The sequence below is a fragment of the Pseudomonas sp. CVAP#3 genome, assembly GCF_018986375.1.
Taxonomy (GTDB): domain Bacteria; phylum Pseudomonadota; class Gammaproteobacteria; order Pseudomonadales; family Pseudomonadaceae; genus Aquipseudomonas; species Aquipseudomonas helvetica.
In genome coordinates this window covers 222,804-248,706 of the sequence record NZ_JAHMSC010000005.1, presented here as the reverse complement: position 1 = coordinate 248,706, position 25,903 = coordinate 222,804, and the positions used below count along the sequence as shown (strand labels likewise).

Here is a 25,903-nt window from a genome sequence, read left to right as displayed (position 1 = left end):
GAAAAATCAGGTAAGCTGCGCGCCTTTCTTCATTCGCCCGTGAGGCTTATACCGTGTTAGTAAAAGCGCTTCGTGTCGGCCTCGGCCAGCTGATCATTTTCATCGACTTCCTCACCCGCCCGAGCAAAAAGAAGCGCCCCGCCGCCGCTCAGGCCCTGGTCGAAAACGCAGCGAAAGACCTGACGCTGTATCAGTTTCACGCCTGCCCGTTCTGCGTGAAAACCCGCCGCACCCTGCGCCGCCTGAATGTGCCGGTGGCTTTGCGTGATGCGAAGAATAACGAACAGGATCGCCAAACATTGCTTACGCAAGGCGGCAAGATCAAGGTGCCGTGCCTGCGCATCGAAGAGAATGGCCAGACTACCTGGATGTATGAATCCAAGGTGATCATTGATTATCTGGACAAGCGCTTCGCTGCAGCCTGATGGTTTTGTGGTGTTCTTGAGGGCGCCATCGCGGGCAAGCCTTGCTCCTACAAAGGCAGCGGTGATCACAACATTTGTGGACGCCCCTCACCTGTAGGAGCAAGGCTTGCCCGCGATGAGGCCCTCCCAGCCAGCGCAAAACCTGGACAAAAATAAACCGGCCCATTCGCCGGTTTATTGGTTTTTAGCCTTCCCTCACGCCGCTTTGGCAGCCTGTGCCTGACGCACTACTCCAGCCAATCGTTTAAGCCCTTCGTCCAGCCGCGCCGGATCGATGTGGCTGAAGTTCAGCCGCAGATGCCCCGGATTGTTGTCCGGTTCAGAGAAGAACGGCTCTCCCGGCATGAACGCCACGTCCTGCGCCAACGCCTCGTTCAGCAATGTTCGAGTGTCCAATGGCTGCTTCAGGGTCAACCAGAAAAACAGCCCGCCCTGCGGCACATTCCACTCGGCCAGATCGGAAAAATGGGTCTCCAGTGCCAACTGAAAAGCGTCGCGCCGAACCCGGTAGAAGTCCCGCAGTTCACTCAGGTGATCGCGAAACTTCTCGGTGCCGATCCATTGCAACGCCTGCCATTGGCCGACACGGTTGGTGTGCAGGTCAGCCGACTGCTTGAGCCGCAGCAGGTGCGGGAACAGGTCCGGGCTGGCAATCAAATAGCCGACGCGCAAGCCCGGCAGCAAGGTCTTGGACACGGTGCCGGTGTAGATCCAGCTGGCCTTCTTCAAGCGACTGACGATGGGCGTCGCGCTGCCGCCATCAAAAGTCAGTTCACGGTAGGGTTCGTCTTCGATCAGGGTCACGCCAAATTCATCGAGCAACGCTGCCACCGCATCGCGCTTGGCTTCGCTGTAGCGCACTGCCGAGGGATTCTGGAACGTCGGGATCAGGTAGATGAATGCCGGGTGATGTTTTTCCAGGCGCGCACGCAGCTCATTCAGGTTCGGGCCGTCGGCCGCAAGCGGCACGGTCAGGCAGTCAGCGCCGAACAGCTGGAAGATTTGCAGCGCCGCCAGATAGGTCGGCGCTTCGAGCATGATCTCGGTGCCTTTGTCGATGTACAGCTTGGCCGCCAGATCGAGGGTTTGCTGGGAGCCACTGACCACCAATACCTGACTCGCCTCGCACGGGACGCCCAAGGCCCGGGCCTCAGCCGCCAGCGCTTCGCGTAATGCCGGTTCGCCTTCGCTCATGCCGTATTGGCCCATGGACAATGGCATGCCAGCCCACTCGACCTTCGGCAGCATGGCTTCGGCAGGCAGGCCACCGGCAAACGACATCACTTCCGGGCGCTGAGCCGCGGCAAGGATTTCACGAATCAAAGAACTTTTAAGGCGCGAGACACGTTCGGAAAAAGCCATGGGGGTCACCGGTAGCGAAGGCCAAGGGAATTAAGTCAAACTACTTGACCGAAATTACGACAACGCGAGCAGATACGTCAATATGCTTGACCTTAAAAACCAGACCACCCAGCAAGCCGCCATGGAAGCGTTCTTCTTCGGCTACCAGGCCTTCACCGCCAAAGCCGACGAAATGCTTGAGCGGCGCGGTTTGAGCCGCGTGCATCAGCGCATCGTGTTTTTCATCGCCCGCTACCCGGCCCTGAGCGTCAAGGAATTGCTCGCGCTACTTGGTGTGAGCAAGCAGGCGCTGAACATTCCGCTGCGTCAGTTGGTGGAAATGCACCTGGTGGACAGCGTGGCGTCAGCGACCGACAAGCGTAAACGCCTGCTGGAACTGACCGTCGACGGCGCGCGGTTCGAGGAGTCGCTGCGACGTGAGCAAGTGAAATTGCTTGAGCGAGTGTTTGCCGAGGCTGGCGAGGCGGCGGTGGATGGTTGGTTGGCGGTGAATAAGGCGCTGGCTGACTGATCGTTCCCACGCTCTGCGTGGGAATGCCGCCATGGACGCTCTGCGTCCGCCGTTGATGTGACGCAAAGCGTCACGGGATGCATTCCCACGCAGAGCATGGGAACGATCATCCGCAGGCGATATATCCCTATTGCCAATCTTTTCGTCTACAAAATCAAAAACATTATTTGCTTTATTTGTATACAAAAGCATAATCCGTTTCGTGCGAGTTCCTGACCAAGCGGTCAACAAATTCGCAAGTACCTCAAAGAGCCGCTGCCCACCTCATGTGTCCGGCTCTGGAAATAACAATAAAACTCTTGAGGAGTACTCGCTGTGGAAAGCCGCAAATCCGAAGCCTCGACGCTGGAACTCTCGCCGCCGTTACGCACTGGCTGGCTGGAGCGCATTTTTAAACTCAGCTTGCATGGCACCACGGTGAAGACCGAGTTGATCGCAGGTATTACTACCTTCATCACCATGGCCTACATCATCTTCGTCAACCCCAACATCATGGCGGACGCCGGGATCGACCACGGCGCGGCCTTCGTCGCAACCTGCATCGCGGCTGCCCTCGGTTGCCTGTTGATGGGTCTGTACGCCAACTGGCCCGTCGGCCTCGCGCCAGGCATGGGCCTGAACGCCTTCTTTACCTACACCGTGGTCGGCACCATGGGCTACCACTGGGAAGCTGCGCTGGGCGCGGTGTTCATTTCCGGTGTGCTGTTCATGTTCCTGACGTTGTCGCGTGTGCGGGAATGGCTGCTCAACAGCATTCCAGTGAGCTTGCGTCACGCCATGGGTGCAGGTGTTGGCTTGTTCCTGGGGATCATCGGTCTGAAAACAGCTGGAATCATTGTCGCCAGCCCGGCCACGCTGATCAAACTGGGCAATCTGCGTGATCCTGCTCCTCTGCTGGCAGCCGTTTGTTTCCTGATGATTGCAGTGCTGAGTTACCACCGCGTGTTCGGCGCGATCCTGATCAGCATCATCACCGTGACCCTGGCAGGCTGGGGTCTGGGCCTGGTGCACTACGGCGGCATTCTGTCGACGCCGCCAAGCCTGGCACCGACCTGGATGGCCATGGACATCGCCGGCGTGTTCAACGTCAGCATGATCAGCGTGGTGCTGGCGTTCCTCTTCGTGCACATGTTCGATACCGCCGGGACCCTGATGGGCGTGGCGCAACGGGCAGGTTTGGTCGGCAAGGACGGGAAGATCGAAAACCTCTCCCGAGCATTGAAAGCAGACAGTGCGTCGAGCGTGTTCGGGGCGATGGTCGGTGTGCCGCCAGTCACCAGTTACGTGGAAAGTGCCGCGGGTGTGGCCGCCGGTGGTCGTACCGGTCTTACCGCAGTGACCGTAGGTGTGCTATTTATTGCTGCGATGTTCTTCGCGCCGCTGGCGGGCATGATCCCCGCTTACGCCACCGCCGGTGCGCTGATCTACGTGGCCATGCTGATGATGAGCGGCCTGGAGCACATCAAGTGGAGCGAAGCCACCGACAGCATTCCGGCGATCGTCACGGCCATCATGATGCCGCTGACGTTCTCGGTTGCCGACGGTATCGCGCTGGGCTTTATCACCTACGTAGTGCTCAAGGCCGGTACGGGTAAACACAAGGAAATTTCCATCAGTCTTTGGGTGCTCTGCGCGATCTTTATCGCCAAGTTCATTTTCTTGTAAGCGTTACGCAGTACGCGTTTCAAACCAGCCTCACCCCCTCGGGTGGGGCTTTTGTACATAGGGAGGAAAGTGATGAGTCTGGAAACCTGGTTGCTGTTCAGCGGTGCTGCACTGGTGGTGATCCTGATCCCGGGGCCACTGTCGTTGCTGATGATCAGCAACAGCCTGAATTACGGTCTGCGGCGTTCTTACCCGGCGTTTCTCGGCGGCGTATTTGCCTCGATCTGCCTGCTGAGCGCATCGGCATTGGGTCTGGGCGCCCTGCTGCTGGCTTCGGAGCAACTCTTCAGTGCGCTGAAGATTGTCGGCGCGCTGTACCTGTTCTACCTCGCCTGGCAAAGCTGGCAGCAATCGCATCAGCCATCGGTCGGTGCCGAAGTGCCCCGGACCGCGCCGACACCGCGCTTTCGTGCACTGTTCGGGCGCGCGTTCGTGCTAGGTGCCAGCAACCCGAAAGACATCCTGTTTTTCGCCGCCTTCCTGCCGCAGTTCTTGAGCGCACAGCAGCCCTTTCTGCCGCAGTTGCTGATCATGATCGCCACCTGGACCGTGCTGGATCTGTGCTGCAAGCTGGCTTACGGCCTCGGTGCGCATGGTGCGGCGCGGTATCTGCGCAGCGGCAAGGGCCAGAGCTGGTTCAACCGGATCAGTGCCGGGCTTTTCAGTGGCGCGGGTGCTGCATCCCTGTTGAGCCGCTAAGAGCATCGCGGGCAAGCCTTGCTCCTACAGGTCCTGAGTCGCTCTCAATGCACGCGAACGACATAAATCCGTAGGAGCGGGGGGACGCCTAGTTCTTGCCCGCGATGAAGTCATCAGACACACCACATTTCTCAAGACGAAAAAAAGCCCGCAGTGTGAGCGGGCGAAAGACCAAAGAAGCTATATGCGCAGTCGCTTCTGAGAAAGGTAGCTGGGGGAAAGTCCTAGCTTCCTCTGTAGGTCGAATAGCTGTAGGGCGAAATCAACAATGGCACATGGTAGTGATCCTGCTCTGCCGAGATGCCGAAGCGCAGCACCACCACATCCAGAAAGGCCGGCTCCGGTAGCTGTACACCACGTGCGCGGTAGTAATCGCCGGCATGAAACTGCAGCTGATAAACCCCGGAACGGTAGTCATCGCCTTGCAACAAGGGCGCGTCGCAACGGCCGTCGCTGTTGGTCAGTGCACTGGCGACCAATTCCAGCTGCGAACCTTCAACGCGGTACAACTCGACCTTGATCGAGCTGCCCGGGCAACCGTGTGCTGCGTCCAAAACGTGTGTAGTCAAACGTCCCATTGATTCTGCGCGCCCGCCTGCGTTTACAGCAGTCAGGCCTCGCGCCTCCCGGAGTCAGTTAAAAAGGAGACCGCACCTTTTCGGAGCACGAAAAGCGGCGGCGAGCGACTGATTAAGACACTTTTTAAAAAAATTGTACACAATAAAAACGACATTTTTACCACGGCACCCGCCATCCATGGTTTCTCGGCGAATCTGACGCTGAACCATAAGATCAGAGGACCTTCCATCCATTAGCTGACCACTCAGGCAGGTTTCTTGCAGCTCCCTCAAAAGATGACAGTTGATGAAAAATGCAAAAAATCAGGCTTACAAAGTGAATATAAAGTTGTATACAATCAGCCCATCGCTGTGACGCCAGCCTGTCACCTCACCTTCAGGCCGCCACACACCCCTTATCGCGAATAAGTAACCCCGAATAAGAAGGAAGACTGCAGTGAGCGCTGACTACCCACGCGACCTGATCGGTTACGGCAGTAACCCTCCCCACCCACACTGGCCGGGCAATGCCCGCATTGCCTTGTCCTTCGTGCTCAATTACGAGGAAGGCGGCGAGCGCAACATTCTGCACGGCGATAAAGAGTCGGAAGCCTTCCTCTCGGAAATGGTCTCGGCGCAACCGCTGCAAGGCGAGCGCAACATGAGCATGGAGTCACTGTACGAGTATGGCAGCCGTGCCGGCGTCTGGCGGATCCTCAAGCTGTTCAAGGAATTCGACATTCCGCTGACCATCTTCGCCGTGGCCATGGCTGCCCAACGCCACCCGGACGTGATCCGCGCGATGGTTCAAGCCGGCCATGAGATTTGCAGCCATGGCTATCGCTGGATCGACTACCAGTACATGGACGAAGCGCAAGAACGCGAGCACATGCTCGAAGCCATCCGCATCCTCACCGAAATCAGCGGCGAGCGCCCACTGGGCTGGTACACCGGCCGCACCGGGCCGAACACTCGTCGATTGGTGATGGAAGAAGGCGGTTTCCTGTACGACTGCGACACCTACGACGACGACCTGCCGTACTGGGAGCCGAACAACCCGACCGGCAAACCGCACCTGGTGATCCCGTACACCCTGGACACCAACGACATGCGTTTCACCCAGGTTCAGGGGTTCAACAAGGGCGACGATTTCTACCAGTACCTCAAGGACGCGTTCGACGTGCTCTATGCCGAAGGTGCCGAATCGCCAAAAATGCTTTCCATCGGTTTGCACTGCCGCCTGATCGGCCGTCCTGCCCGTCTGGCCGCGCTGAAACGCTTTATCGAATACGCGAAAAGCCATGAGCAGGTCTGGTTCAGCCGCCGGGTCGATATTGCCCGCCACTGGCACGCAACCCATCCGTACCCAGGGGCTTCGAAATGACTGCCTTCCAGACCTTGAGGCCATCGACCTTAAGCCGCGACGCCTTCGTCAACGCCTTCGCCGACATCTACGAACATTCGCCATGGGTCGCCGAAAAAGCCTTCGACCTGGGCCAGGACGCGGCGATCGACGAGATTGAAACCCTGCACCAGCGCATGAGCGATATCCTGCTCTGTGCCGATCACGCCAGCCAGCTGGCCTTGATCAACGCTCACCCGGACCTGGCAGGCAAAGCCGCCGTCCAGGGCCAACTGACCGAAGCCAGCACGAATGAGCAAGCTGGCGCCGGCATTCACCAATGCACGAGCGAAGAGTTCCAGCGCTTCACCGAGTTGAACGACGCCTACAAAGCCAAGTTCAAGTTTCCCTTCATCATGGCGGTAAAAGGCAGCAACCGGCATCAGATCCTCGCTGCGTTCGAAACGCGCATTCACAACTCGGCAGACACCGAATTCAAATGCGCACTGGCAGAGATCAACAAGATTGCGCTGTTCCGATTACTGACTCTTTAGCGAACATGACCCGAGCGTGAATGAACGTGAAAAACGCCCTGGGCCCTGCAAGCATCCCAAGCCACTTTAATTAAAGGCAGACAAGAAGAATGAAAGCTTACGCCGTACCTTTCGAGAAGTTCGTCAACCTGGCCGACGCCCGCCTGGGCACCAAAATCATCTCGGTCACCGATGACTGGTTCGCTGATGCCAACCGCCTGTTCCAGCCGACCCCGGCCGTATGGAAAGAAGGCGTGTTCGATGACAACGGCAAGTGGATGGATGGCTGGGAATCGCGTCGCAAGCGCTTCGAAGGCTACGACAGCGCCGTGATCCGCCTCGGCGTGCCGGGCTCGATCAAGGGCGTGGACATCGACACCTCATTCTTCACCGGCAACTTCCCACCGTCCGCCTCCCTGGAAGCCTGCTTCGTGGCCTCCGGCGAGCCGACTGAAACCACCCAGTGGGTTGAAGTGCTGTCGGCCGTCGAGCTGCAAGGCAACAGCCACCACTACCACGAAATCAACAACGACCAGGCCTTCAGCCACCTGCGCTTCAACATCTACCCGGACGGCGGTGTCGCCCGTCTGCGCGTGTACGGCATTCCGTACCGCGACTGGTCGGCGGTTGGCGACAACGAGCAAATTGACCTGGCCGCAGCCCTGAACGGCGGTCGCGCCCTGGCCTGCTCCGATGAACACTTCGGTCGTATGAGCAACATCCTCAACCCGGGCCGTGGCATCAATATGGGCGATGGCTGGGAAACCGCACGTCGTCGCACCCCGGGCAATGACTGGGTGATCGTCGCGCTGGGCCATCCGGGCGAGATCGAAAAAATCATCGTCGATACCCTGCACTTCAAGGGCAACTACCCGGACACCTGCTCGATCCAGGGCGCGTTCGTCAAGGGCGGCACCGACAGCCAGATCGAAACCCAATCGCTGTTCTGGCGCGAACTGCTGCCGGCGCAGAAACTGGAAATGCACGCCGAGCACACCTTCGCCGAGCAGATCAAGGCACTGGGCCCGATCACCCACATCCGCCTCAACGTGTTCCCGGATGGTGGTGTGAGCCGCCTGCGCGTATTGGGCAAGGTCGCGAAATAAGACCTGAACCTGTGGCGAGGGAACAAGCTCGCGCTGGGCTGCGAAGCGGCCCCCAAGAAAAGAGGGACTGCTGCGCAGTCCAGCGGGAGCAAGCTCCCTCGCCACAATAAACAACACAGAATTTTGGATAAGAAGACCAGCATGCGCACATTGACGATTGAACCGCTGACCAAAGAAGCCTTCGCCCCTTTCGGTGACGTAATCGAAACCGATGGCAGCGATCACTTCATGATCAACAACGGTTCGACCATGCGCTTTCACAAACTGGCGACGGTGGAAACCGCCACGCCAGAAGACAAGGCGATCATCAGCATCTTCCGCGCCGACGCGCAGGACATGCCGCTGACCGTCTGCATGCTGGAGCGCCATCCGCTGGGCAGCCAGGCTTTCATTCCGCTGCTCGGCAACCCCTTTCTGATCGTGGTCGCGCCACTTGGCGATGAACCTGTATCGGGCTTGGTCCGCGCCTTCGTCACCAACGGCAGGCAGGGCATTAATTACCATCGCGGCGTTTGGCACCACCCGGTGCTGACGATCGAAAAGCGGGATGACTTCCTGGTGGTTGATCGCAGTGGCACAGGCAATAACTGCGATGAGCATTTTTTCAAAGAGGATGAGCGTTTGATCCTCGCCCCCCACCAATAAGAGAAGGTCTGATCACTCGACAACAAGAGTGACAGGCGAGAGGTAAAGACTGTGGAAGCACATCTGTTGGAATGGCTGAACCTGAGCGTGCGTTGGGTTCACATGATCACTGGCGTGGCCTGGATCGGCGCGTCGTTCTACTTTGTCTGGCTGGAAAACAACCTCAATCGGGTCAACCCGAAAAACGGCCTGGCGGGCGATCTCTGGGCAATTCACGGTGGCGGGATCTACCACCTGGAGAAATACAAACTGGCCCCACCGACCATGCCGGACAACCTGCACTGGTTCAAATGGGAAGCCTACTTCACCTGGATGTCGGGGATCGCGCTGCTGTGCGTGGTGTTCTACTCCAACCCGACGCTGTACCTGCTGGCACCGGGCAGCAGCCTGAGCGGACCGGAAGGCGTGGCCATCGGTCTTGGCTCGTTGTTCATCGGCTGGTTCATCTACTCGTTCCTGTGCGACTCGGCCCTGGGTAAACGCCCTGCCCTGCTAGGTGGAATTCTGTTCGTGCTGATCATTGGCGCCGCTTACGGCTTCAGCAAAGTGTTCAGCGGTCGCGGTGCGTACCTGCACGTTGGCGCCATGATCGGCACCATCATGGTCGGTAACGTGTTCCGCATCATCATGCCGGCCCAACGGGCACTGGTGGCGGCCATCGCCGAGAACCGCACGCCGGATCCGGCACTGCCAGCCAAGGGTTTGCTGCGTTCACGTCACAACAACTACTTCACCTTGCCGGTGCTGTTCATCATGATCAGCAACCACTTCCCGAGCACTTACGGCAGCCAGTACAACTGGTTGATCCTGGCCGGGATCGCGGTACTCGCGGTGTTGGTGCGCCACTATTTCAACACTCGTCATGAAAGCCACAAGTTCGCCTGGACCCTGCCCGTCGCGGCAGTGGGCATGATCTGCCTGGCCTACGTCACCGGCCCAGCGCCGATGAACACCCCGGAAGTGGCCAAGGCACCGGCGAAGATCGAGTACCAACCGCTGCCCGAAACCGCCCTCGGCGGTGGCGCCAAACCCGCTGATGCTGCACCTGCTGCTCCGGCCGCCCCCGCCGCACCGGCGCAAGCCTCTACGGCAAGCGGTCCGGACTTCAGCAAGGTACACAGCGTGATTCAGGAACGTTGTGCGGTCTGCCATTCGGCCAAACCGACCAGCCCGCTGTTCAGCGCGGCACCGGCTGGCGTGATGTTCGATACCCCGCAACAGATCCAGCAATTGGCCCCGCGGATTCAGGCCCAGGCTGTCGCCAGCCAGATCATGCCGTTGGGCAACATCACGCAGATGACCCAGCAGGAACGCGACCTGATCGGCGCCTGGATCAATCAGGGAGCCCGGACCAATTAAGCAATACAAAAGCCTGTGACAAGCGGGCTTTTGTGGCGAGGGAGCTTGCTCCCGTTGGACTGCGCAGCAGTCCCCTTTCTTCCTGGAGAAAAGCGGGGCCGCTTCGCGACCCAGCGCGAGCAAGCTCCCTCGCCACAGGTCTACCTGATGCACAAAATCACAAGAATAAAAAAGATCCGAGGTGTTGCATGTCCGTGTCATCCGAAGCACGCATCCCCGACGCACCTGCGATTCAACGACTACCGCTGTTGCAACTGATTCTGGTCGGTCTGCAACACGTCCTGCTGATGTACGGCGGAGCCATGGCGACCCTCAGCGCCCTCTCGTTGAACCTGCTGTTCAACATCCTCGGCGGCGCAGAACGAGCCGCCAACAACGAGTGCCACGCTCATCAGCACTGACGGATAAGCGGACGGTCCGCCCGTCCTTCCATCGTTATCCGGCTTCACCCGTGACACGAAATACCCGCATGACAGACCGGCCGGCGATACGTCCGGTCGCCGTCAGCGGCTGTCTGCGCCTTAACAATAAAAACATTCGAGGAGCAACACGGTGACAAACTTGATAGCGGCGCTCCGTTGCGGGGCGCTTGAGCCATGGTGCGCGAGTCAGTATTCTCCGAGGCCGCCTGAATCGGCTCTAAAAAAAAGCCCGGGATTAATTCCTGACCAGATAGCCAGCTTATCCCGGCTCTTGACGGTCACACGGCACACTCCAATAAAAACCGAACGGACGCTTGATCGACTGTTTCCGAACAGCCGAGCGGGCGTTCTTTCGCGTTTTAAAAGCCTTGGCTCAGCGCTTGCCGGAGCACTGAAACCGACCGACCGGATGATCGTTTACAGCAACGAAAAACAGGCGCCACAGCAGAGCGCCGACTCAAAAAAAAACGTGGAACCACTTACTTTGGGAGCAACCGAATGAACCGTACGTGCACTAGCCTGATGCTCGCTGGATCCTTGCTGGCTGGGGGGCAGGCAATGGCCGGCGACCTGCTGCAGTGGCAGAACAACAGCCTGACCTATCTCTATGGCAAAGACTTCAAAGTCAACCCGAGCATCCAGCAAACCGTGACCTTCGAGCACGCCGATGCCTGGAAATACGGGGACAACTTCCTGTTCATCGACAAGGTTTTCTACAACGGTAAACCTGACGCTTACCTCGGTAATAACACGTACTACGGTGAGTTCAGCCCGCGTCTGTCGTTCGGCAAGATCTTCGACCAGAAACTCGAGTTCGGCCCGATCAAGGACGTCCTGCTGGCCATGACCTACGAGACCGGTGAAGGCGACGTCAACTCTTACCTGATCGGTCCGGGTTTCGACCTGGCCATTCCCGGTTTCGATTACTTCCAGCTGAACTTCTACAATCGCCACACCGACGATAAACGCCCGGGTAACAACATCTGGCAGATCACTCCGGTGTGGTCCTACACCATCCCGGTGGGCAGCTCCAGCGTGCTGATCGACGGTTACATGGACTGGGTGGTCGATAACGACAAGAACAGCCAAGGCACCTACCACGCCAACCTGCACTTCAACCCGCAGATCAAGTACGACCTGGGCAAAGCCTTGCATTGGGGCGAGAAGCAGCTGTACGTCGGTGTCGAGTACGATTACTGGAAAAACAAATACGCCATCGAAGACACGAAGGACTTCACCACCAATCAGAGCGCCACGAGCCTGCTGGTGAAGTACCACTTCTGATCCAGGATTGAAAGATTGCAGTCTTCGCCAGCTCCTACATAAGCGCATCGAGTGTAGGGGCCGGCGCCGGGTGCGGTCTTTTGCTTTGCCGCCAACACATCGAACAACCCGATTAAACCCCCGCAAAATTCGCAACCATTGATCAATCCATCTGGCATAGCATGGCGCCATTCCACTCTGATCGAGGAGTTGCACCGATGACTCAATTTCGCAAAGTGCTTAGCCTGCATACCGGCCAACCTGCGTCCGATGGCGCCGGGGTCAAGCTGACCCGGGTATTTGGTGGCGCAGGCGTCGAACGCTTCGACCCGTTCCTGATGCTTGACGAGTTCGGCTCGGAAAATCCCGACGACTACATTGCCGGCTTCCCACCCCACCCGCACCGTGGCTTCGAAACCGTGACCTACATGCTTGAAGGCCGCATGCGCCATGAAGACCATCTGGGTAATGTCGGCTTGCTGGAAGGCGGTGGCGTGCAATGGATGACCGCCGCCAAGGGCATCATCCACAGCGAGATGCCGGAGCAGGAAGAAGGCGTGATGCGCGGCTTCCAGCTGTGGCTGAACCTGCCGGGCAAGCACAAGCTCGATCCGGCCAGCTATCGGGACATTCAGCCGGCGGACATTCCACGGCTGAAAACCGCGCAAGGCGTCGAGGTGGTAGTGATCGCCGGTCTATTCGACGACGGTGCGGTTAAACAGGTTGGCGCAGTGCAACGGCCGGACACCGAACCGCATTACTTCGATTTCCATCTGCCGGCCGGCGCCACTATCACGCCGAAACTGCCTGATGGGCATCGGGCACTGCTCTATGTGTATGACGGCAGCGTTGAATTGCCGGGGCAAACTCAGAGCGTCGGCGTCAGCAAACTGGTCCGTTTGTCGGATGAAGGTGAGCTGCAACTGAGCAGCGAGTCCGGAGCCAGGGTGTTGTTGATTGCCGGTAAACCGCTGGGTGAGCCGATCGTGCAGTACGGGCCGTTCGTGATGAATACCCGGGAGGAGATCGAACAAGCGTTGCGCGATTTTCGCGATGATCGGTTGACTGCCTGAGTTTTGCATCGTCCACAAGGACGCCATCGCGAGCAAGCATTGCTCCTACGGATCAGGGGTGTGACTTAGATTTGTAGGAGCAAGGCTTGCCCGCGATAGCCGCGCCGCCGATCTCAAGCCGGGATAGCAGGCTCTTCCAACCCCAGGAATCGGCACAGCTCTTCGCGCTTGGCCAAGGCATCGCGGCGGCCAAGCTCGATCAACTCGCTGCAATACCCCGCCTCGAACAACAAATAACTCAGCACCCCGGCACCGCTGGTCCTGGTCGCACCCGGCCCGCGCAAGAACAGTCGCAACGCTGCCGGCAGTTCCTGGCGATGCCGTGCGGCGATTTCATCGATTGGCTGACTCGGAGCAATCACCAACACGTCCACCGGTGCCACGCCGAGGCTGCGGGCCGCGGTACTTGCCGGTAACAAGTGACTGAACTCGTTCAAGCGTTGCAACAACTCGATGTCGCTCTCCAGGCTGTCAATGAACGTACTGTTGAGCAGGTGCCCACCAATCTGTGCCAACGAGGGTTGCTGACCGGTGTAGGTGCGCTGCAACGGATTATCGGGATCAACGCCGCGCGGGTTACCACTGACGCCAACCACCAGCACCCTGCTCGCCCCCAGGTGCAGGGCCGGGCTGATCGGCGCCGACTGACGCACCGCACCATCGCCGAAGTACTCGTTGCCGATCTTCACGGGTGCAAACAACAACGGGATCGCCGAACTGGCAAGCAAATGGTCGACCGTCAATTGAGTCGGTACGCCGATACGCCGATGGCGCAGCCAGGCATCGATGCTCCGGCCACCCTGATAGAAGGTCACGGCTTGCCCGGACTCATAACCGAATGCGGTAACGGCGACTGCGTGCAATTGTTTTTGTGCGATGGCTTCACTGATGCCGGACAGCTGCAGCTTGTCGTTCAACAAATTGCGCAGCGGTGAGCTGTTGACCAGCGCCACCGGCACTTTTGCGCCAATCCCCAACAGGCTGTGACTGACAAACCGAGTCGCCTGGCTGATGACTCCTGGCCAATCGCTACGTAACACCAGGTCGCTGCGAAAGCCCTGCCAGAACGCGGTCAACCGCTGGATGGCCGCGGTAAAGTCCGTCGCCCCGCTGGCCAGGCTTACCGCATTGATCGCCCCGGCCGAAGTGCCGACGATCACCGGGAACGGATTGGCGGAACCTGCCGGCAGCAGCTCGGCTATCGCTGCCAGCACCCCGACCTGATACGCCGCCCGAGCCCCGCCGCCGGAAAGAATCAAACCTGTAACCGGCTCAGCTGAACTCATCGCAACACTCCATGGTGCTTGGGGCTTTCAATCTAGTCTGACGAAATGGATTCAACCGCGCTTGGCATACAATTTCGGCTCGCCGGGCGGACGGCTCTTGAAGCGTCGATGGGTCCAGAGGTATTGCTCAGGACAATTGCGCACGCAACCTTCGACCCACTGGTTGATCCGGATGCAATCGACCTCGTCGCTTTCACCTGGAAAGTCGTTCAGCGGCGCATGGATCACCAGACGGTAACCACTGCCGTCGGCCAGGCGTTCCTGGGTGAACGGCACCACCAGCGCCTTGCCCAGCTTGGCAAACTTGCTGGTAGCGGGAACGGTTGCCGCCATAATGCCGAATAACGGCACGAAGATACTTTGCTTGGCGCCGTAGTCCTGATCCGGTGCATACCAGATGGCCCGGCCAGCGCGCAGCAACTTGAGCATGCCGCGTACGTCGTCGCGCTCGACCGCCAGCGAGTCGAGGTTATGCCGCTCGCGACCACGCCGCTGAATGTAATCGAACAGCGGGTTTTTGTGTTCGCGGTACATGCCGTCGATGGTGTGTTGCTGGCCGAGCAACGCCGCGCCGATTTCCAGCGTGGTGAAGTGCAACGCCATCAGGATCACACCTTTGCCGTCGCGCTGAGCCTGCTTGAGGTGCTCCAGCCCTTCGACATGGGCCAGGCGTGCCAGGCGCGCGCGGGACCACCACCAGCTCATGGCCATCTCGAAGAAGGCAATGCCGGTCGAGGCGAAGTTTTCCTTGAGCAGACGCTTGCGCTCGGCAGGTGTTTTTTCCGGGAAACACAGTTCAAGGTTACGTTTGGCGATGCGCCGACGATCGGTGGCAACCCGATACATCCCGCTACCCAGCAGGCGACCAATACGCAGCAGCAACGGATACGGCAGCTGTACGATCAGCCACAACAGCCCTAGACCGCACCATAGCGGCCAAAAACGCGGAAGAAAAAATGCAGCTCGAAATTGCGGGCGATCCATTAACGATTCCGGACAGACAACAAGGCCGCGCATTCTACATCGGTTCGACCCGGCTTGCGGCTTACGGGCGTTCTCGTTATAAGTCTCGGCACTTTTAGTGACAAGCCGTTTTATGCCGACCATGAGCCAAACCGAACCGCTAGACCAAGATCCCGTGTTCCAGTTGAAGGGCAGCATGCTCGCCATTACGGTGCTGGAACTGGCCCGCAATGACCTCGAAAGCCTCGACCGACAACTGGCTGCGAAGGTCGCCCTGGCGCCTAATTTTTTCAGCAATGCGCCGCTGGTGCTGGCCCTGGACAAACTCCCGGCCACTGAAGGCGCGGTCGACCTGCCTGCGCTGATGCGTGTTTGCCGACACCATGGCTTGCGCACGCTGGCCATCCGCGCCAGTCGCATCGAAGACATCGCCGCCGCCATTGCCGTCGACCTGCCGGTGCTGCCGCCGTCTGGCGCGCGCGAACGAGCACTTGACCCGCATGAAGGCGAAGTCAGGAAAAAACCGGAAAAACCGCCTGAGCCGACCATCAAACCGACCCGAATAATCACTTCGCCAGTACGTGGTGGCCAGCAGATTTATGCCCAGGGTGGCGATTTGGTAGTGGTTTCCTCCGTCAGCCCGGGGGCGGAACTTCTCGCCGACGGCAACATCCATGTATACGGACCGATGCGCGGTCGTGCGCTGGCCGGTGTAAAGGGTGACTCCAAGGCACGGATTTTCTGTCAGCAATTGAGCGCTGAACTACTCTCTATCGCCGGTCATTACAAGGTTTCCGAAGATCTGCGCCGCGATCCGCTGTGGGGGGCCGGTGTACAAGTCAGCCTGTCGGGTGACGTGTTGAACATCATTCGGCTTTAACGGATACTGCCGCATTTTCCAAGCATCTCTAAAACGTAGCGAAAACGGCTCAAACGAAGTAGGAAAAAGGCACAAGGCAGCGTTTACCCGAGGTAAACTCCGCCCAACACCGGATTCCAGCCAAGGCTGTCCGACTGCAGTAGTTTTCAGGAGATGTTTTTCAGGGGCTAAAAGTCCTTTTTCCTTAGGGGTGAAACACCTTGGCCAAGATTCTCGTGGTTACATCCGGCAAGGGTGGTGTGGGTAAGACCACCACCAGCGCCGCTATCGGTACCGGCCTCGCTCTGCGCGGTCACAAAACAGTTATCGTCGACTTCGACGTCGGCCTGCGTAACCTCGACCTGATCATGGGTTGCGAGCGTCGCGTGGTGTACGACTTCGTCAACGTGGTCAACGGCGAAGCCAACCTGCAGCAAGCCCTGATCAAAGACAAGCGCCTGGAAAACCTCTACGTGCTGGCCGCCAGTCAGACCCGCGACAAAGACGCGCTGACCGTAGAAGGCGTGGAAAAAGTGCTCATGGCACTTAAAGAAGACTTCGAATTCGTGGTCTGCGATTCTCCGGCGGGTATCGAGAAAGGCGCCCACCTGGCCATGTATTTCGCTGACGAAGCGATTGTCGTGACCAACCCGGAAGTCTCCTCGGTTCGTGACTCGGACCGCATGCTTGGCCTGCTGGCCAGCAAGTCGCGTCGCGCCGAGAACGGCGAAGACCCGATCAAGGAACACCTGTTGCTGACCCGCTACAACCCAGAGCGCGTAAGCAACGGCGAAATGCTCGGCGTCGAAGACGTCAAAGAGATTCTGGCGGTCACCCTGCTGGGTGTGATTCCGGAATCGCAAGCCGTACTCAAGGCTTCCAACCAAGGCGTGCCAGTGATTCTCGACGACCAAAGCGACGCCGGTCAGGCGTACAGCGATGCCGTCGATCGTCTGCTGGGCAAAACCGTGCAACACCGGTTCCTTGACGTTGAGAAGAAGGGATTCTTCGAGCGCCTGTTTGGAGGTAGATAATGAATCTTTTTGACTTCTTTCGTGCCAACAAAAAAGTAAGCACCGCGTCGGTAGCGAAAGAGCGTCTACAGATCATCGTGGCGCATGAACGCGGCCAGCGCAGTACCCCAGATTACCTGCCGGCCTTGCAGAAGGAACTGGTCGAGGTGATCCGCAAGTACGTCAATATCGGGTCCGATGACGTGCACGTCGCACTGGAAAACCAGGGCAGCTGCTCGATTCTGGAACTCAATATCACCCTGCCTGATCGCTAGTCGATCCGACGGGAGCCACGGCGGCTCAGGTCCTTTCCAGCAACGGAGAGGACCTGAGCCGCCGTTGGCGTTTGTTACGAGGCTGTTTTAATGCCGCTGTCGAATATCCGCATCATCCATCAGGACGCCGCCGTACTGGTGGTGGACAAGCCTACTCTGTTGCTCTCCGTGCCCGGTCGCGCCGATGACAACAAGGACTGCCTGATCACCCGCCTGCAAGAAAACGGCTACCCGGAAGCGCGCATCGTCCATCGACTGGACTGGGAAACCTCCGGGATCATCCTGCTGGCCCGCGACCCCGATACCCATCGCGAACTGTCTCGACAGTTTCACGACCGCGAAACCGAAAAAGCCTACACCGCACTGTGCTGGGGCCAACCGGAACTGGACAGCGGCAGCATTGATTTACCGTTGCGCTACGACCCGCCGACCAAACCCCGCCACGTGGTGGACCATGAATTCGGCAAGCATGCGCTGACCTTCTGGCGCGTGCTGGAACGTTGCGGCGACTGGTGCCGGGTGGAACTGACGCCGATTACCGGCCGCTCGCATCAGTTGCGCGTGCACATGCTCTCCATCGGTCATCCGTTGTTGGGTGACGGGCTTTACGCTCACCCGCAAGCCCTGGCTGCCTGGCCGCGCCTGTGCCTGCACGCCAGCATGCTCAGCTTCACCCACCCGCAAAGTGGCGAACGCTTGCGCTTCGAGTGCCCGGCACCGTTTTGAACACTAGTGAGCAGCCCGTCGCAGCAGCCATCGATAATCGTAAGGACATGGAACCCGGTGACGCATAAAGCCCCCGACTCAACTACTCTCGCAAAAACGCCACAGCAACTGCTGTACCTGGTGTATGGCGACCAGGACGTTTACCGCAGAGAAGCCAAATTCAGTATTCTGACCGCTTTGTCGCAGCTCAAGAAAGGCAAGTCCCTGTGCATCAGGATCTTTACCGACAGACCTGAAGACTATGCCGGCTGGCCCGTTGAAACCCTGGCCCTGAATCAGCAGACCTTGACCTCATGGCAAGGCGAGAACGGTTACCACCATCGTCGCAAGGCCTGTGCCATTGCTGCCGGGTTGAAGCTGGCGGAAAAAACCCTGTTTGTTGATACCGACACGCTGTTCCTCGAAGACCCCAATCTGATCCTCAAACGAATTCAGCCTCAGCAGTATCTGATGGATTGTTTCGAGTACGACTGGAGCTACGTCTGCAAACGCCCGGACTACGTGAAGCTCGGCATGTGCCTGCAGGCCCATGGCATCAACTCCGACAACAGTTTCAAGCTTTACAACAGTGGTCTGTGCGGCGTCACGGACAGCGATACGCCGTTACTGGAAGAGACGATCAAGCTGATCGACGAATGGACTCAAGGCTCGTTCGATATCCATACAATCGAACAAATTGCCCTGTCATTCGCCATGCGTGACAAACCCGTGCAGGAGGCGAAGAAGTTCATCTACCACTACTTTGCCGAAAAAAGATTCTTTCATGCCATGCAAAAGCACTTCTTTGCCTTGCATGGCGAACAGTTTCGCCCGCAGTTGCTCGAGCTTTGCCTTGAGGTCCCTCGCAGCAAACCGTTCCCTTCAGCCTGGCGGCGCCTGCAAATCAAATGGAAACTGCGCAATAAGCGTGGAAGCTTGAGAAAAGTCGGTCGCGATCTTCTGTATGGAAGTGCCGCGCCAGATCACCCGTATTACGCGGTCTGTCGACATGAGTGGTGGGAAAGCGCGTCTCGGGAAATTCTGCGTTGGGACGAGAACCAAAAGAAAAAGCTCTTGCCACTGGGCCAGGGGCACTGGCCAAAACTATTACCCAAGCCAACAAAGCCAGGAGACAAGCAGGCAATCATTGCTTATCTGAAAAAGCGATTGTCCGAAACGAGCTAGCGGGCCTGCCTCGTGACAGTGTTATCAAAGCACTTGCCCAATGCCCCGAGCCAATACGTTAAACTCGCGGCACTGCTGTCTGGAGCTACTTATGCGCGAAGAGTTGAACCAAGGCCTGATCGACTTCCTCAAGGCCTCCCCTACCCCATTCCATGCCACCGCCAGCCTTGTTCAGCGTCTGGAAGCGGCGGGTTATCAGCGCCTTGACGAGCGCGAGCCCTGGGCCACCGAAGCCAATGGTCGCTACTACGTCACGCGCAACGACTCCTCGATCGTTGCGATCAAGATGGGCCGCAATTCCCCACTGTACGATGGCATCCGCCTGGTCGGCGCTCACACCGATAGCCCATGCCTGCGGGTCAAGCCACAACCTGAGCTGCAACGTCAGGGTTTCTGGCAGTTGGGCGTCGAAGTCTATGGCGGCGCATTGCTCGCCCCCTGGTTTGACCGTGACCTGTCGCTGGCCGGTCGCGTGACCTTTCGCCGCGACGGCAAGGTCGAAAGCCAGCTGATCGACTTCAAGGCACCGATCGCCACCATTCCCAACCTGGCCATTCACCTCAACCGTGAAGCCAACATGGGCTGGGCAATCAACGCACAAACCGAACTGCCGCCAATCCTTGCGCAATTTGCCGGTGACGAGCGCGTGGACTTCCGCGCCGTGCTCACTGATCAGCTGGCCCGGGAACACGGTTTGAATGCCGACGTGGTACTCGATTACGAGTTGAGCTTCTACGATACCCAAAGCGCCGCCATCATCGGCCTGCACGGCGACTTCATTGCCGGTGCGCGCCTGGACAATCTGCTGTCGTGCTACGCCGGCCTGCAAGCCTTGTTGACGGCTGAAACCGATGAGACGTGCGTGTTGGTGTGCAACGACCATGAAGAAGTCGGCTCCTGCTCGGCGTGCGGTGCCGACGGCCCAATGCTTGAACAGACCCTGCGTCGCCTGCTGCCTGAAGGTGACGAGTTCGTCCGCACCATTCAGAAATCGCTGCTGGTCTCGGCCGACAACGCCCACGGCGTGCACCCCAACTACGCCGACAAGCACGACGCCAACCACGGCCCGAAACTCAATGCCGGCCCAGTGATCAAGGTCAACAGCAACCAGCGCTACGCCACCAATAGCGAAACCGCAGGGTTCTTCCGTCATCTGTGCATGGCCGAAGAAGTTCCGGTACAAAGCTTCGTGGTGCGCAGCGACATGGGCTGTGGTTCGACCATCGGCCCGATCACCGCCAGCCATCTGGGCGTGCGCACCGTGGACATCGGCCTGCCAACATTTGCCATGCACTCGATCCGTGAACTGTGCGGCAGCCATGACCTGGCACACCTGGTCAAAGTGCTGAGCGCTTTCTACGCCAGTCGCGAGTTGCCGTAACGCAATCCCTGTGGCGAGGGAGCTTGCTCCCTCGCCACCGTAATTACGCGATGCTGCTGAACCATTTCTGACACGCATCAACCCACGTCGCACAAAAGCCACCTAGACTTACATCACCTTCCCCGACAAGGCTGTCGTCATGATCTCGATGTCTGTGTTCAACTCCATGCTCATTCCGATTCTCTCGGGAATGATCCTGCTGGCCATTGGCTTCAACTTTCGTGACAAGAACGCCGGGGTGCTCTCAATGTGGATCGGCATGCTGCTGATCCTCGCCACCGTGATTTACAAAATCCTCGCCAAGCTGAACGAATAAAAGCACTGACTGCGCTCGCATTGGTTTTGCCCCGCTCGTACACTCGGTCGACCTGTACCCGTTGAGGTTGACCGCCTAGTGTTCGCTCGTCTTTTTGCCCTGCAGTCTACGTTGTTCATCTGCCTGTTGATGCTGCTTCCCCTGGCGCCTGCTCAGGCCGTCGGCCTGCCGAGCCTGCTCAACGGATCACCAAAAGCCCAACCGGAAGCGACCGCACCGCTGGGGCAATCGCTGGACGAGGTGATCAAATCACTGGAAAACGATCAGCAACGAGCCAGGTTGCTGGCCGACCTGAAGAAACTGCGCGACGTCAGCAAAAAAGCCCAGCCCCCCGAAGAAGACGGTGTGCTGGGCTTGATCGGCGGCACCCTGGCCGGCCTCGAAAAGCAGTTTTCCGGCGCCGATAGCCCGCTCACTCGCTGGTCCGATGAGTTCGAACTGGCCAAGGACGAACTGAGCGCACTGATGCTGCCGGCCAGTGAATGGCTGCCGATGCTCTTTGCCTTCGCCCTGATCCTGATGCTCTGGAGCCTGCTCGCCGCTGCGCTGATCTGGCTCGGTCATCGCGTTCGAACGCGCTTCGGCCTGACCGAAGAACTGCCGCAACACCCCAAGACCTGGGACATGCTGCGCTTTGCCCTGCGTAAACTCGGCCCCTGGCTGATCGCGCTGCTGATTACTGTCTATATGAGCTATGCCTTGCCATCATCGCTGGGTAAATACCTGGCCATGGTGCTGGCTTATGCACTGGTGGTCGGTACCTGCTTCTCGGCGATCTGCGTGATCGCATTCTCCGTGCTCGACGGCCCGCACCGCCATCGCGCCCTGTACATCCTGCGGCACCAAGCCTTTCGCCCCCTGTGGCTGATCGGCAGTTTTGCGGCCTTCGGCGAAGCCTTGAACGACCCGCGACTGGTCACCAGCCTCGGCATTCACCTGGCCCACATCACCGCGACCATCGCCAATGTGCTGGCAGCGATATTCACCGGCCTGTTCATCCTGCGTTTCCGTCGGCCCATTGCCCACCTGATCCGCAACCAGCCGCTGTCGCGGCGACTGACCCGCCGTGCGCTGAGCGACACGATCGAGATTCTTGGGACCTTCTGGTTCTTGCCTGCACTGGTGCTGGTGGGGATCTCGCTGTTCGCCACCTTCGTCTCGGCCGGCGACACCAGCACCGCGCTGCGCCAATCACTGATCTGCACCGTGCTGCTGGTGTTGTGCATGGTCATCAACGGCCTGGTCCGCCGCCACGCGCTCAAGCCACAACGCGGGGCAAAGCGTCACGCGCTGTATTCGGAGCGCCTGAAGAACTTCTTCTATACCCTCGCGCATCTGGCGGTGTGGCTGGTGTTCATCGAACTCGGCTTGCGGGTCTGGGGCATGTCGCTGATCCGCTTCACCGAAGGCGAAGGCCATGAAGTCAGCGTCAAACTGTTCAGCCTGGGCGGTACGCTGATCTTCGCGTGGCTGATCTGGATCCTCAGCGACACCGCCGTGCATCACGCCCTCACCCGCTCACGCAAAGGCCAAGCCAATGCGCGGGCGCAAACCATGATGCCGCTGATTCGCAACATACTGTTCGTGGCGATCTTCATCATCGGGCTGATCGTCGCCCTGGCCAACATGGGCATGAACGTCACGCCGCTGCTCGCGGGTGCCGGCGTGATCGGCCTGGCCATCGGTTTTGGCGCACAGTCGCTGGTTGCCGACCTGATCACCGGGCTGTTCATCATCATTGAAGACTCGCTGGCCATCGACGACTACGTGGACGTCGGCGGCCACCTGGGCACCGTCGAAGGCCTGACCATCCGCACCGTGCGCCTGCGCGACATCGACGGCATCGTGCACACCATCCCGTTCAGTGAAATCAAAAGCATCAAGAACTACTCGCGGGAATTCGGCTACGCGATCTTCCGCGTGGCAGTGCCGTACAACATGGAAATCGATGACGCGATCAAATTGATGCGCGACGTTGGCCAGAAAATGCGCACCGACCCGATACAACGTCGCAACATCTGGTCGCCGCTGGAGATCCAGGGCGTCGAGAGTTTCGAGTCCGGCAGCGCGATTCTGCGCGCACGGTTCAAGACCGCACCGATCAAACAATGGGAAGTTTCAAGAGCGTTCAACCTGTCACTCAAACGACATCTGGATGAAGCCGGGCTGGATCTGGCGACACCGAGGATGAGCATTCAAGTAGTCACGGCGGCCGGCGGGCTGGAGAAGGAATAACGCAAAAAGCAGACGCGCGGCCTCCAGGGCTGCATTACTACGCAGAGCGTGAGAACGATCTAAAGCCGTTCGCGCTCTTACCACTCAGGCCGGCCGGCAGGCCGCCGTGCTGTTGCCGCTGATCTTGATCCACCCGCCCCATCGGGAGGCCGAGCGCAGGTGTTCATCAGGGGGTGGGCGCGCAGCGCCGTACGGCGCAGCCGGACACATCGAGAGGAGGTCGTCGCGTAGCAGACCGTAGGCGATGCCCCCTGATGGACACCGGAGCGAGGGAACGCCGAGCCTAGGCGAGGTGCCGTACGCTTGGGGCGAAGACCTTTGCTTCCTTTGGGGCGTCTGCCAAAGGGAGTCGCTGTAAGAGCGAAACCGTAAGCGGCCGTTACCGCAGCAATGGATATGTACACCTGCAAGAGGTTGGTCGGCTGTCAGGCCGCCATCGCGAGCAAGCTCGGCTCCTACAAGACATCCACCCCGACATGAATCGCATCATGCCGCCAAAACTCCAGATCACAATCGATCAACCGCCCATGCTGATCATAATTGACCCGCGCAATCCGCAACCCCGGGCTGCCCACGGACACCCGAAGTGCGGCCGCCGCATCCACCGACAACGCCGTCGGCACAATCTCGAAGCGCACCCGCCCATAGTGCAAATCGTAATGCCGCGCATACAACTCGGTAATCGACTGATTGAGATCAAACGCCAGAATCCCCGGAAAAAACTGCGGATTCAGATAGTGCTCAACATACAAAACCAACCGCCCATCGATACGCCGCGAACGGCAGATCTGAATCACGCTCGACAACGCCGGTAGCTGCAACCAGGCACACACCGCCGCTGACGCCGGTTGCAACCGCGCCGAAATCACCTCGGTCGACGGCACCCGCCCCTGCGCACTGACCATCGCGTGAAAGTGGCTGCGTTGCATCAGGTTGTACGCCAGACGCGGTGGCGAAACGAACCAGCCGCGCCGCTCCTCGCGATAAATCTGCCCCTGCGCTTCCAGTTGCAACAACGCCTCACGCACGGTGATCCGCGTGGTCCCGAACAACTCACTGAGCTTGCGCTCGGCCGGCAGCTTGCTCGCGGGCGCCAGCAGACCGTGGTCGATCTGCTCCTGGAGCACCTGACCGATGGCTGTCACCGCTTTCGTTGCCTCTTCGCGCATCAACGTTACCTATCTGGACTAGACCAGCACTGTATCGGGGCAGGACTGCGCCAAAAAACGCGTCCTGAAACGTATTGCAAGCCTAGGCAATACATATGACTGATCGATGACAAAGCCGCCGAACGGCTGATCCAGACCTGTGCAAATAAGCGGCCAAGTCCTTGCAAACCGGCCTTCTGGCCATGGTCTACGCTTACTTCGCAGCCACCACTACCGAGCGAAAAGAATGCGAGCGCGCCTGATACCGACATCAAAGTGTCATCCCGCTCACCTAAATTGGCTCAGGTATTGCTGACCTAGACCAACAAACCGCAAAACGCAGCGTTGAATACGCCCAAAGGAGCTTCGGATGAAACAGCTTTTCCTGGCATCACTGTTAGGCTCGACCATTGCCATGTGCACCGCAGCCATGGCGGCTGACACCGATTTAAAAGCCTTGGAAGCCGCTGCGAAAGCGGAAGGCACCGTCAACAGCGTCGGCATGCCCGATAACTGGGCCAACTGGATAGGCACCTGGGACGATCTGGCGAAGAACTACGGCCTCAAGCACATCGACACCGATATGAGCTCGGCCCAGGAAGTCGCCAAGTTCGCTGCCGAAAAAGACAATGCCAGTGCTGACATCGGCGATGTCGGCGCCGCCTTCGGTCCGATCGCGGTCAAGCAAGGTGTGGTTCAACCGTACAAACCAAGCACCTGGGCGCAGATTCCGGACTGGGCCAAGGACAAGGACGGTAACTGGGCGCTGGCCTACACCGGCACCATCGCGTTTATCGTCAATAAGAAGCTGCTCCACGGTTCCGAAGCCCCAACAAAATGGGCTGACCTGAAGACCGGTAAATACAAGGTCTCCATCGGTGACGTGAGCACCGCTGCACAAGCCGCCAACGGTGTATTGGCCGCCGCCATCGCCAACGGTGGTGATGAAAAGAACATTCAGCCAGCACTGCTGATGTTCGCCGAAATCGCCAAGCAAGGTCGCCTGTCACTATCCAACACAACCATTGCCACCATGGAAAAGGGTGAAATCGAAGTGGGCGTGGTCTGGGATTTCAACGGCTTGAGCTATAAAGCCAAGATGGTCAACCCGGATGATTACGTCGTGCTGATTCCGTCCGATGGTTCGGTGAAGTCCGGTTACACCACCATTATCAACAAATACGCCAAGAATCCGAACGCCGCCAAACTGACCCGTGAGTACATCTTCAGCGATGCCGGCCAAATCAACCTGGCGCGCGGTAATGCCCGTCCGATTCGTGCTGAAACAGGTCTGAAACTACCGGCTGATGTAGAGAAAAACCTGATCCCGGCAGCGCAGTATGAAGCCGCCAAGCCCAAGCCGATCGCCGACGCCGATGCCTGGGAAAAAACCTCCAAGGCCCTGCCGCAGAAGTGGCAGGAAGAAGTCATCATCAATATGCAGTAATGCTGCATCCGTAGGAGCAAAGCTTGCTCGCGATGCAGGCACCGCGATCTGTCTAACGAGCACGGCGATACCATCGCGGGCAAGCCTTGCTCCTACAGGTTTTGACGCTACCACCTGATTTTGGAGTT

At 58.7% G+C, this 25,903-nt stretch carries 26 protein-coding genes; 21 read left to right on the top strand and 5 right to left on the bottom strand.

Annotated elements, in window-relative coordinates:
• The first annotated feature begins 53 nt into the window (after positions 1-53).
• Complete coding sequence (locus KRR23_RS11735; protein ID WP_216742627.1) at positions 54-425, top strand: glutathione S-transferase N-terminal domain-containing protein; 372 nt, start codon at positions 54-56, stop codon at positions 423-425.
• Positions 426-620: 195 nt separating this feature from the next.
• On the opposite strand, the gene KRR23_RS11730 is transcribed toward KRR23_RS11735, so the two are convergent.
• Complete coding sequence (locus KRR23_RS11730; protein ID WP_216742626.1) at positions 621-1,787, bottom strand: PLP-dependent aminotransferase family protein; 1,167 nt, start codon at positions 1,785-1,787, stop codon at positions 621-623.
• An 82-nt stretch (positions 1,788-1,869) separates the two neighbouring features.
• Here KRR23_RS11730 and KRR23_RS11725 point away from each other — a divergent pair, with 82 nt between their 5' ends.
• From KRR23_RS11725 to KRR23_RS11715, 3 genes are all read left to right on the top strand, one after another.
• Complete coding sequence (locus KRR23_RS11725; RefSeq protein WP_216742625.1) at positions 1,870-2,298, top strand: MarR family winged helix-turn-helix transcriptional regulator; 429 nt, start codon at positions 1,870-1,872, stop codon at positions 2,296-2,298.
• A gap of 315 nt (positions 2,299-2,613) precedes the next feature.
• Positions 2,614-3,963: an NCS2 family permease gene (locus KRR23_RS11720; protein WP_103319934.1), complete on the top strand. Its 1,350-nt coding sequence runs from the start codon at positions 2,614-2,616 to the stop codon at positions 3,961-3,963.
• 72 nt (positions 3,964-4,035) lie between these two features.
• Complete coding sequence (locus tag KRR23_RS11715; protein ID WP_216742624.1) at positions 4,036-4,662, top strand: LysE family translocator; 627 nt, start codon at positions 4,036-4,038, stop codon at positions 4,660-4,662.
• A 224-nt stretch (positions 4,663-4,886) separates the two neighbouring features.
• Here the strand turns inward: KRR23_RS11715 and uraH are convergent, their stop codons facing one another.
• Positions 4,887-5,240 (bottom strand): hydroxyisourate hydrolase, encoded by a 354-nt coding sequence (gene uraH / locus KRR23_RS11710; protein WP_095078352.1) that lies wholly within the window; start codon positions 5,238-5,240, stop codon positions 4,887-4,889.
• Between the two features lie 436 nt (positions 5,241-5,676).
• On the opposite strand from uraH, the gene puuE reads away from it, so the two are divergent.
• From puuE to KRR23_RS11670, 8 genes are all read left to right on the top strand, one after another.
• Entirely contained in the window at positions 5,677-6,603 is a 927-nt protein-coding gene (puuE, locus tag KRR23_RS11705) for an allantoinase PuuE (RefSeq protein WP_216742623.1), read from the top strand.
• Positions 6,600-7,115 (top strand): 2-oxo-4-hydroxy-4-carboxy-5-ureidoimidazoline decarboxylase, encoded by a 516-nt coding sequence (uraD, locus tag KRR23_RS11700; protein ID WP_216742622.1) that lies wholly within the window; start codon positions 6,600-6,602, stop codon positions 7,113-7,115. The genes puuE and uraD overlap by 4 nt, the downstream gene beginning before the upstream one ends.
• An 89-nt stretch (positions 7,116-7,204) precedes the next feature.
• Complete coding sequence (gene alc, locus KRR23_RS11695) at positions 7,205-8,200, top strand: allantoicase (RefSeq protein WP_216742621.1); 996 nt, start codon at positions 7,205-7,207, stop codon at positions 8,198-8,200.
• Between the two features lie 141 nt (positions 8,201-8,341).
• Positions 8,342-8,845 (top strand): ureidoglycolate lyase, encoded by a 504-nt coding sequence (locus tag KRR23_RS11690; protein ID WP_007898831.1) that lies wholly within the window; start codon positions 8,342-8,344, stop codon positions 8,843-8,845.
• A gap of 51 nt (positions 8,846-8,896) precedes the next feature.
• On the top strand, positions 8,897-10,204 hold the full coding sequence (locus tag KRR23_RS11685) for a urate hydroxylase PuuD (protein ID WP_216742620.1): 1,308 nt from the start codon (positions 8,897-8,899) through the stop codon (positions 10,202-10,204).
• Between the two features lie 188 nt (positions 10,205-10,392).
• Complete coding sequence (locus KRR23_RS11680; RefSeq protein WP_216742706.1) at positions 10,393-10,605, top strand: hypothetical protein; 213 nt, start codon at positions 10,393-10,395, stop codon at positions 10,603-10,605.
• A 519-nt stretch (positions 10,606-11,124) separates the two neighbouring features.
• Positions 11,125-11,910: an outer membrane protein OmpK gene (locus tag KRR23_RS11675; protein WP_216742619.1), complete on the top strand. Its 786-nt coding sequence runs from the start codon at positions 11,125-11,127 to the stop codon at positions 11,908-11,910.
• Positions 11,911-12,107: 197 nt separating this feature from the next.
• Positions 12,108-12,962: a pirin family protein gene (locus tag KRR23_RS11670; RefSeq protein WP_216742618.1), complete on the top strand. Its 855-nt coding sequence runs from the start codon at positions 12,108-12,110 to the stop codon at positions 12,960-12,962.
• 113 nt (positions 12,963-13,075) lie between these two features.
• Here the strand turns inward: KRR23_RS11670 and KRR23_RS11665 are convergent, their stop codons facing one another.
• Together KRR23_RS11665 and KRR23_RS11660 are read right to left on the bottom strand one after the other, a co-directional pair.
• The gene (locus KRR23_RS11665; RefSeq protein WP_216742617.1) at positions 13,076-14,248 is read right to left on the bottom strand and encodes a patatin-like phospholipase family protein; all 1,173 of its coding nucleotides are present in this window, start codon (positions 14,246-14,248) and stop codon (positions 13,076-13,078) included.
• Between the two features lie 51 nt (positions 14,249-14,299).
• Complete coding sequence (locus tag KRR23_RS11660) at positions 14,300-15,232, bottom strand: lipid A biosynthesis lauroyl acyltransferase (RefSeq protein ID WP_216742616.1); 933 nt, start codon at positions 15,230-15,232, stop codon at positions 14,300-14,302.
• A gap of 121 nt (positions 15,233-15,353) precedes the next feature.
• Between KRR23_RS11660 and minC the strand changes: the two genes are divergently transcribed.
• The 8 genes from minC to KRR23_RS11620 all read left to right on the top strand — a co-directional run bounded on the left by minC (position 15,354) and on the right by KRR23_RS11620 (position 23,180).
• A complete protein-coding gene (gene minC, locus KRR23_RS11655; RefSeq protein WP_054598158.1) occupies positions 15,354-16,091 on the top strand; it encodes a septum site-determining protein MinC in 738 nt (245 codons plus the stop codon).
• Between the two features lie 200 nt (positions 16,092-16,291).
• Positions 16,292-17,104, top strand: coding sequence for a septum site-determining protein MinD (gene minD / locus KRR23_RS11650; RefSeq protein ID WP_054593514.1), 813 nt, complete (start codon positions 16,292-16,294; stop codon positions 17,102-17,104).
• Positions 17,104-17,358, top strand: coding sequence for a cell division topological specificity factor MinE (gene minE, locus KRR23_RS11645; protein WP_019693048.1), 255 nt, complete (start codon positions 17,104-17,106; stop codon positions 17,356-17,358). Before minD ends, minE begins: the two co-directional genes overlap by 1 nt.
• A gap of 90 nt (positions 17,359-17,448) precedes the next feature.
• Positions 17,449-18,084, top strand: a complete 636-nt coding sequence (locus KRR23_RS11640) for an RluA family pseudouridine synthase (RefSeq protein WP_007940846.1) — start codon at positions 17,449-17,451, stop codon at positions 18,082-18,084.
• A gap of 57 nt (positions 18,085-18,141) precedes the next feature.
• Positions 18,142-19,248 (top strand): hypothetical protein, encoded by a 1,107-nt coding sequence (locus tag KRR23_RS11635; RefSeq protein WP_216742615.1) that lies wholly within the window; start codon positions 18,142-18,144, stop codon positions 19,246-19,248.
• Between the two features lie 91 nt (positions 19,249-19,339).
• Positions 19,340-20,629: a M18 family aminopeptidase gene (locus KRR23_RS11630; protein WP_216742614.1), complete on the top strand. Its 1,290-nt coding sequence runs from the start codon at positions 19,340-19,342 to the stop codon at positions 20,627-20,629.
• 139 nt (positions 20,630-20,768) lie between these two features.
• The gene (locus KRR23_RS11625) at positions 20,769-20,945 is read left to right on the top strand and encodes a hypothetical protein (protein WP_173860023.1); all 177 of its coding nucleotides are present in this window, start codon (positions 20,769-20,771) and stop codon (positions 20,943-20,945) included.
• 78 nt (positions 20,946-21,023) lie between these two features.
• On the top strand, positions 21,024-23,180 hold the full coding sequence (locus tag KRR23_RS11620) for a mechanosensitive ion channel domain-containing protein (RefSeq protein WP_216742613.1): 2,157 nt from the start codon (positions 21,024-21,026) through the stop codon (positions 23,178-23,180).
• 455 nt (positions 23,181-23,635) lie between these two features.
• Here the strand turns inward: KRR23_RS11620 and phnR are convergent, their stop codons facing one another.
• Positions 23,636-24,349: a phosphonate utilization transcriptional regulator PhnR gene (gene phnR, locus KRR23_RS11615; protein ID WP_216742612.1), complete on the bottom strand. Its 714-nt coding sequence runs from the start codon at positions 24,347-24,349 to the stop codon at positions 23,636-23,638.
• Positions 24,350-24,698: 349 nt separating this feature from the next.
• On the opposite strand from phnR, the gene KRR23_RS11610 reads away from it, so the two are divergent.
• Positions 24,699-25,775: an ABC transporter substrate-binding protein gene (locus tag KRR23_RS11610; RefSeq protein WP_216742611.1), complete on the top strand. Its 1,077-nt coding sequence runs from the start codon at positions 24,699-24,701 to the stop codon at positions 25,773-25,775.
• Positions 25,776-25,903 lie beyond the last annotated feature (128 nt).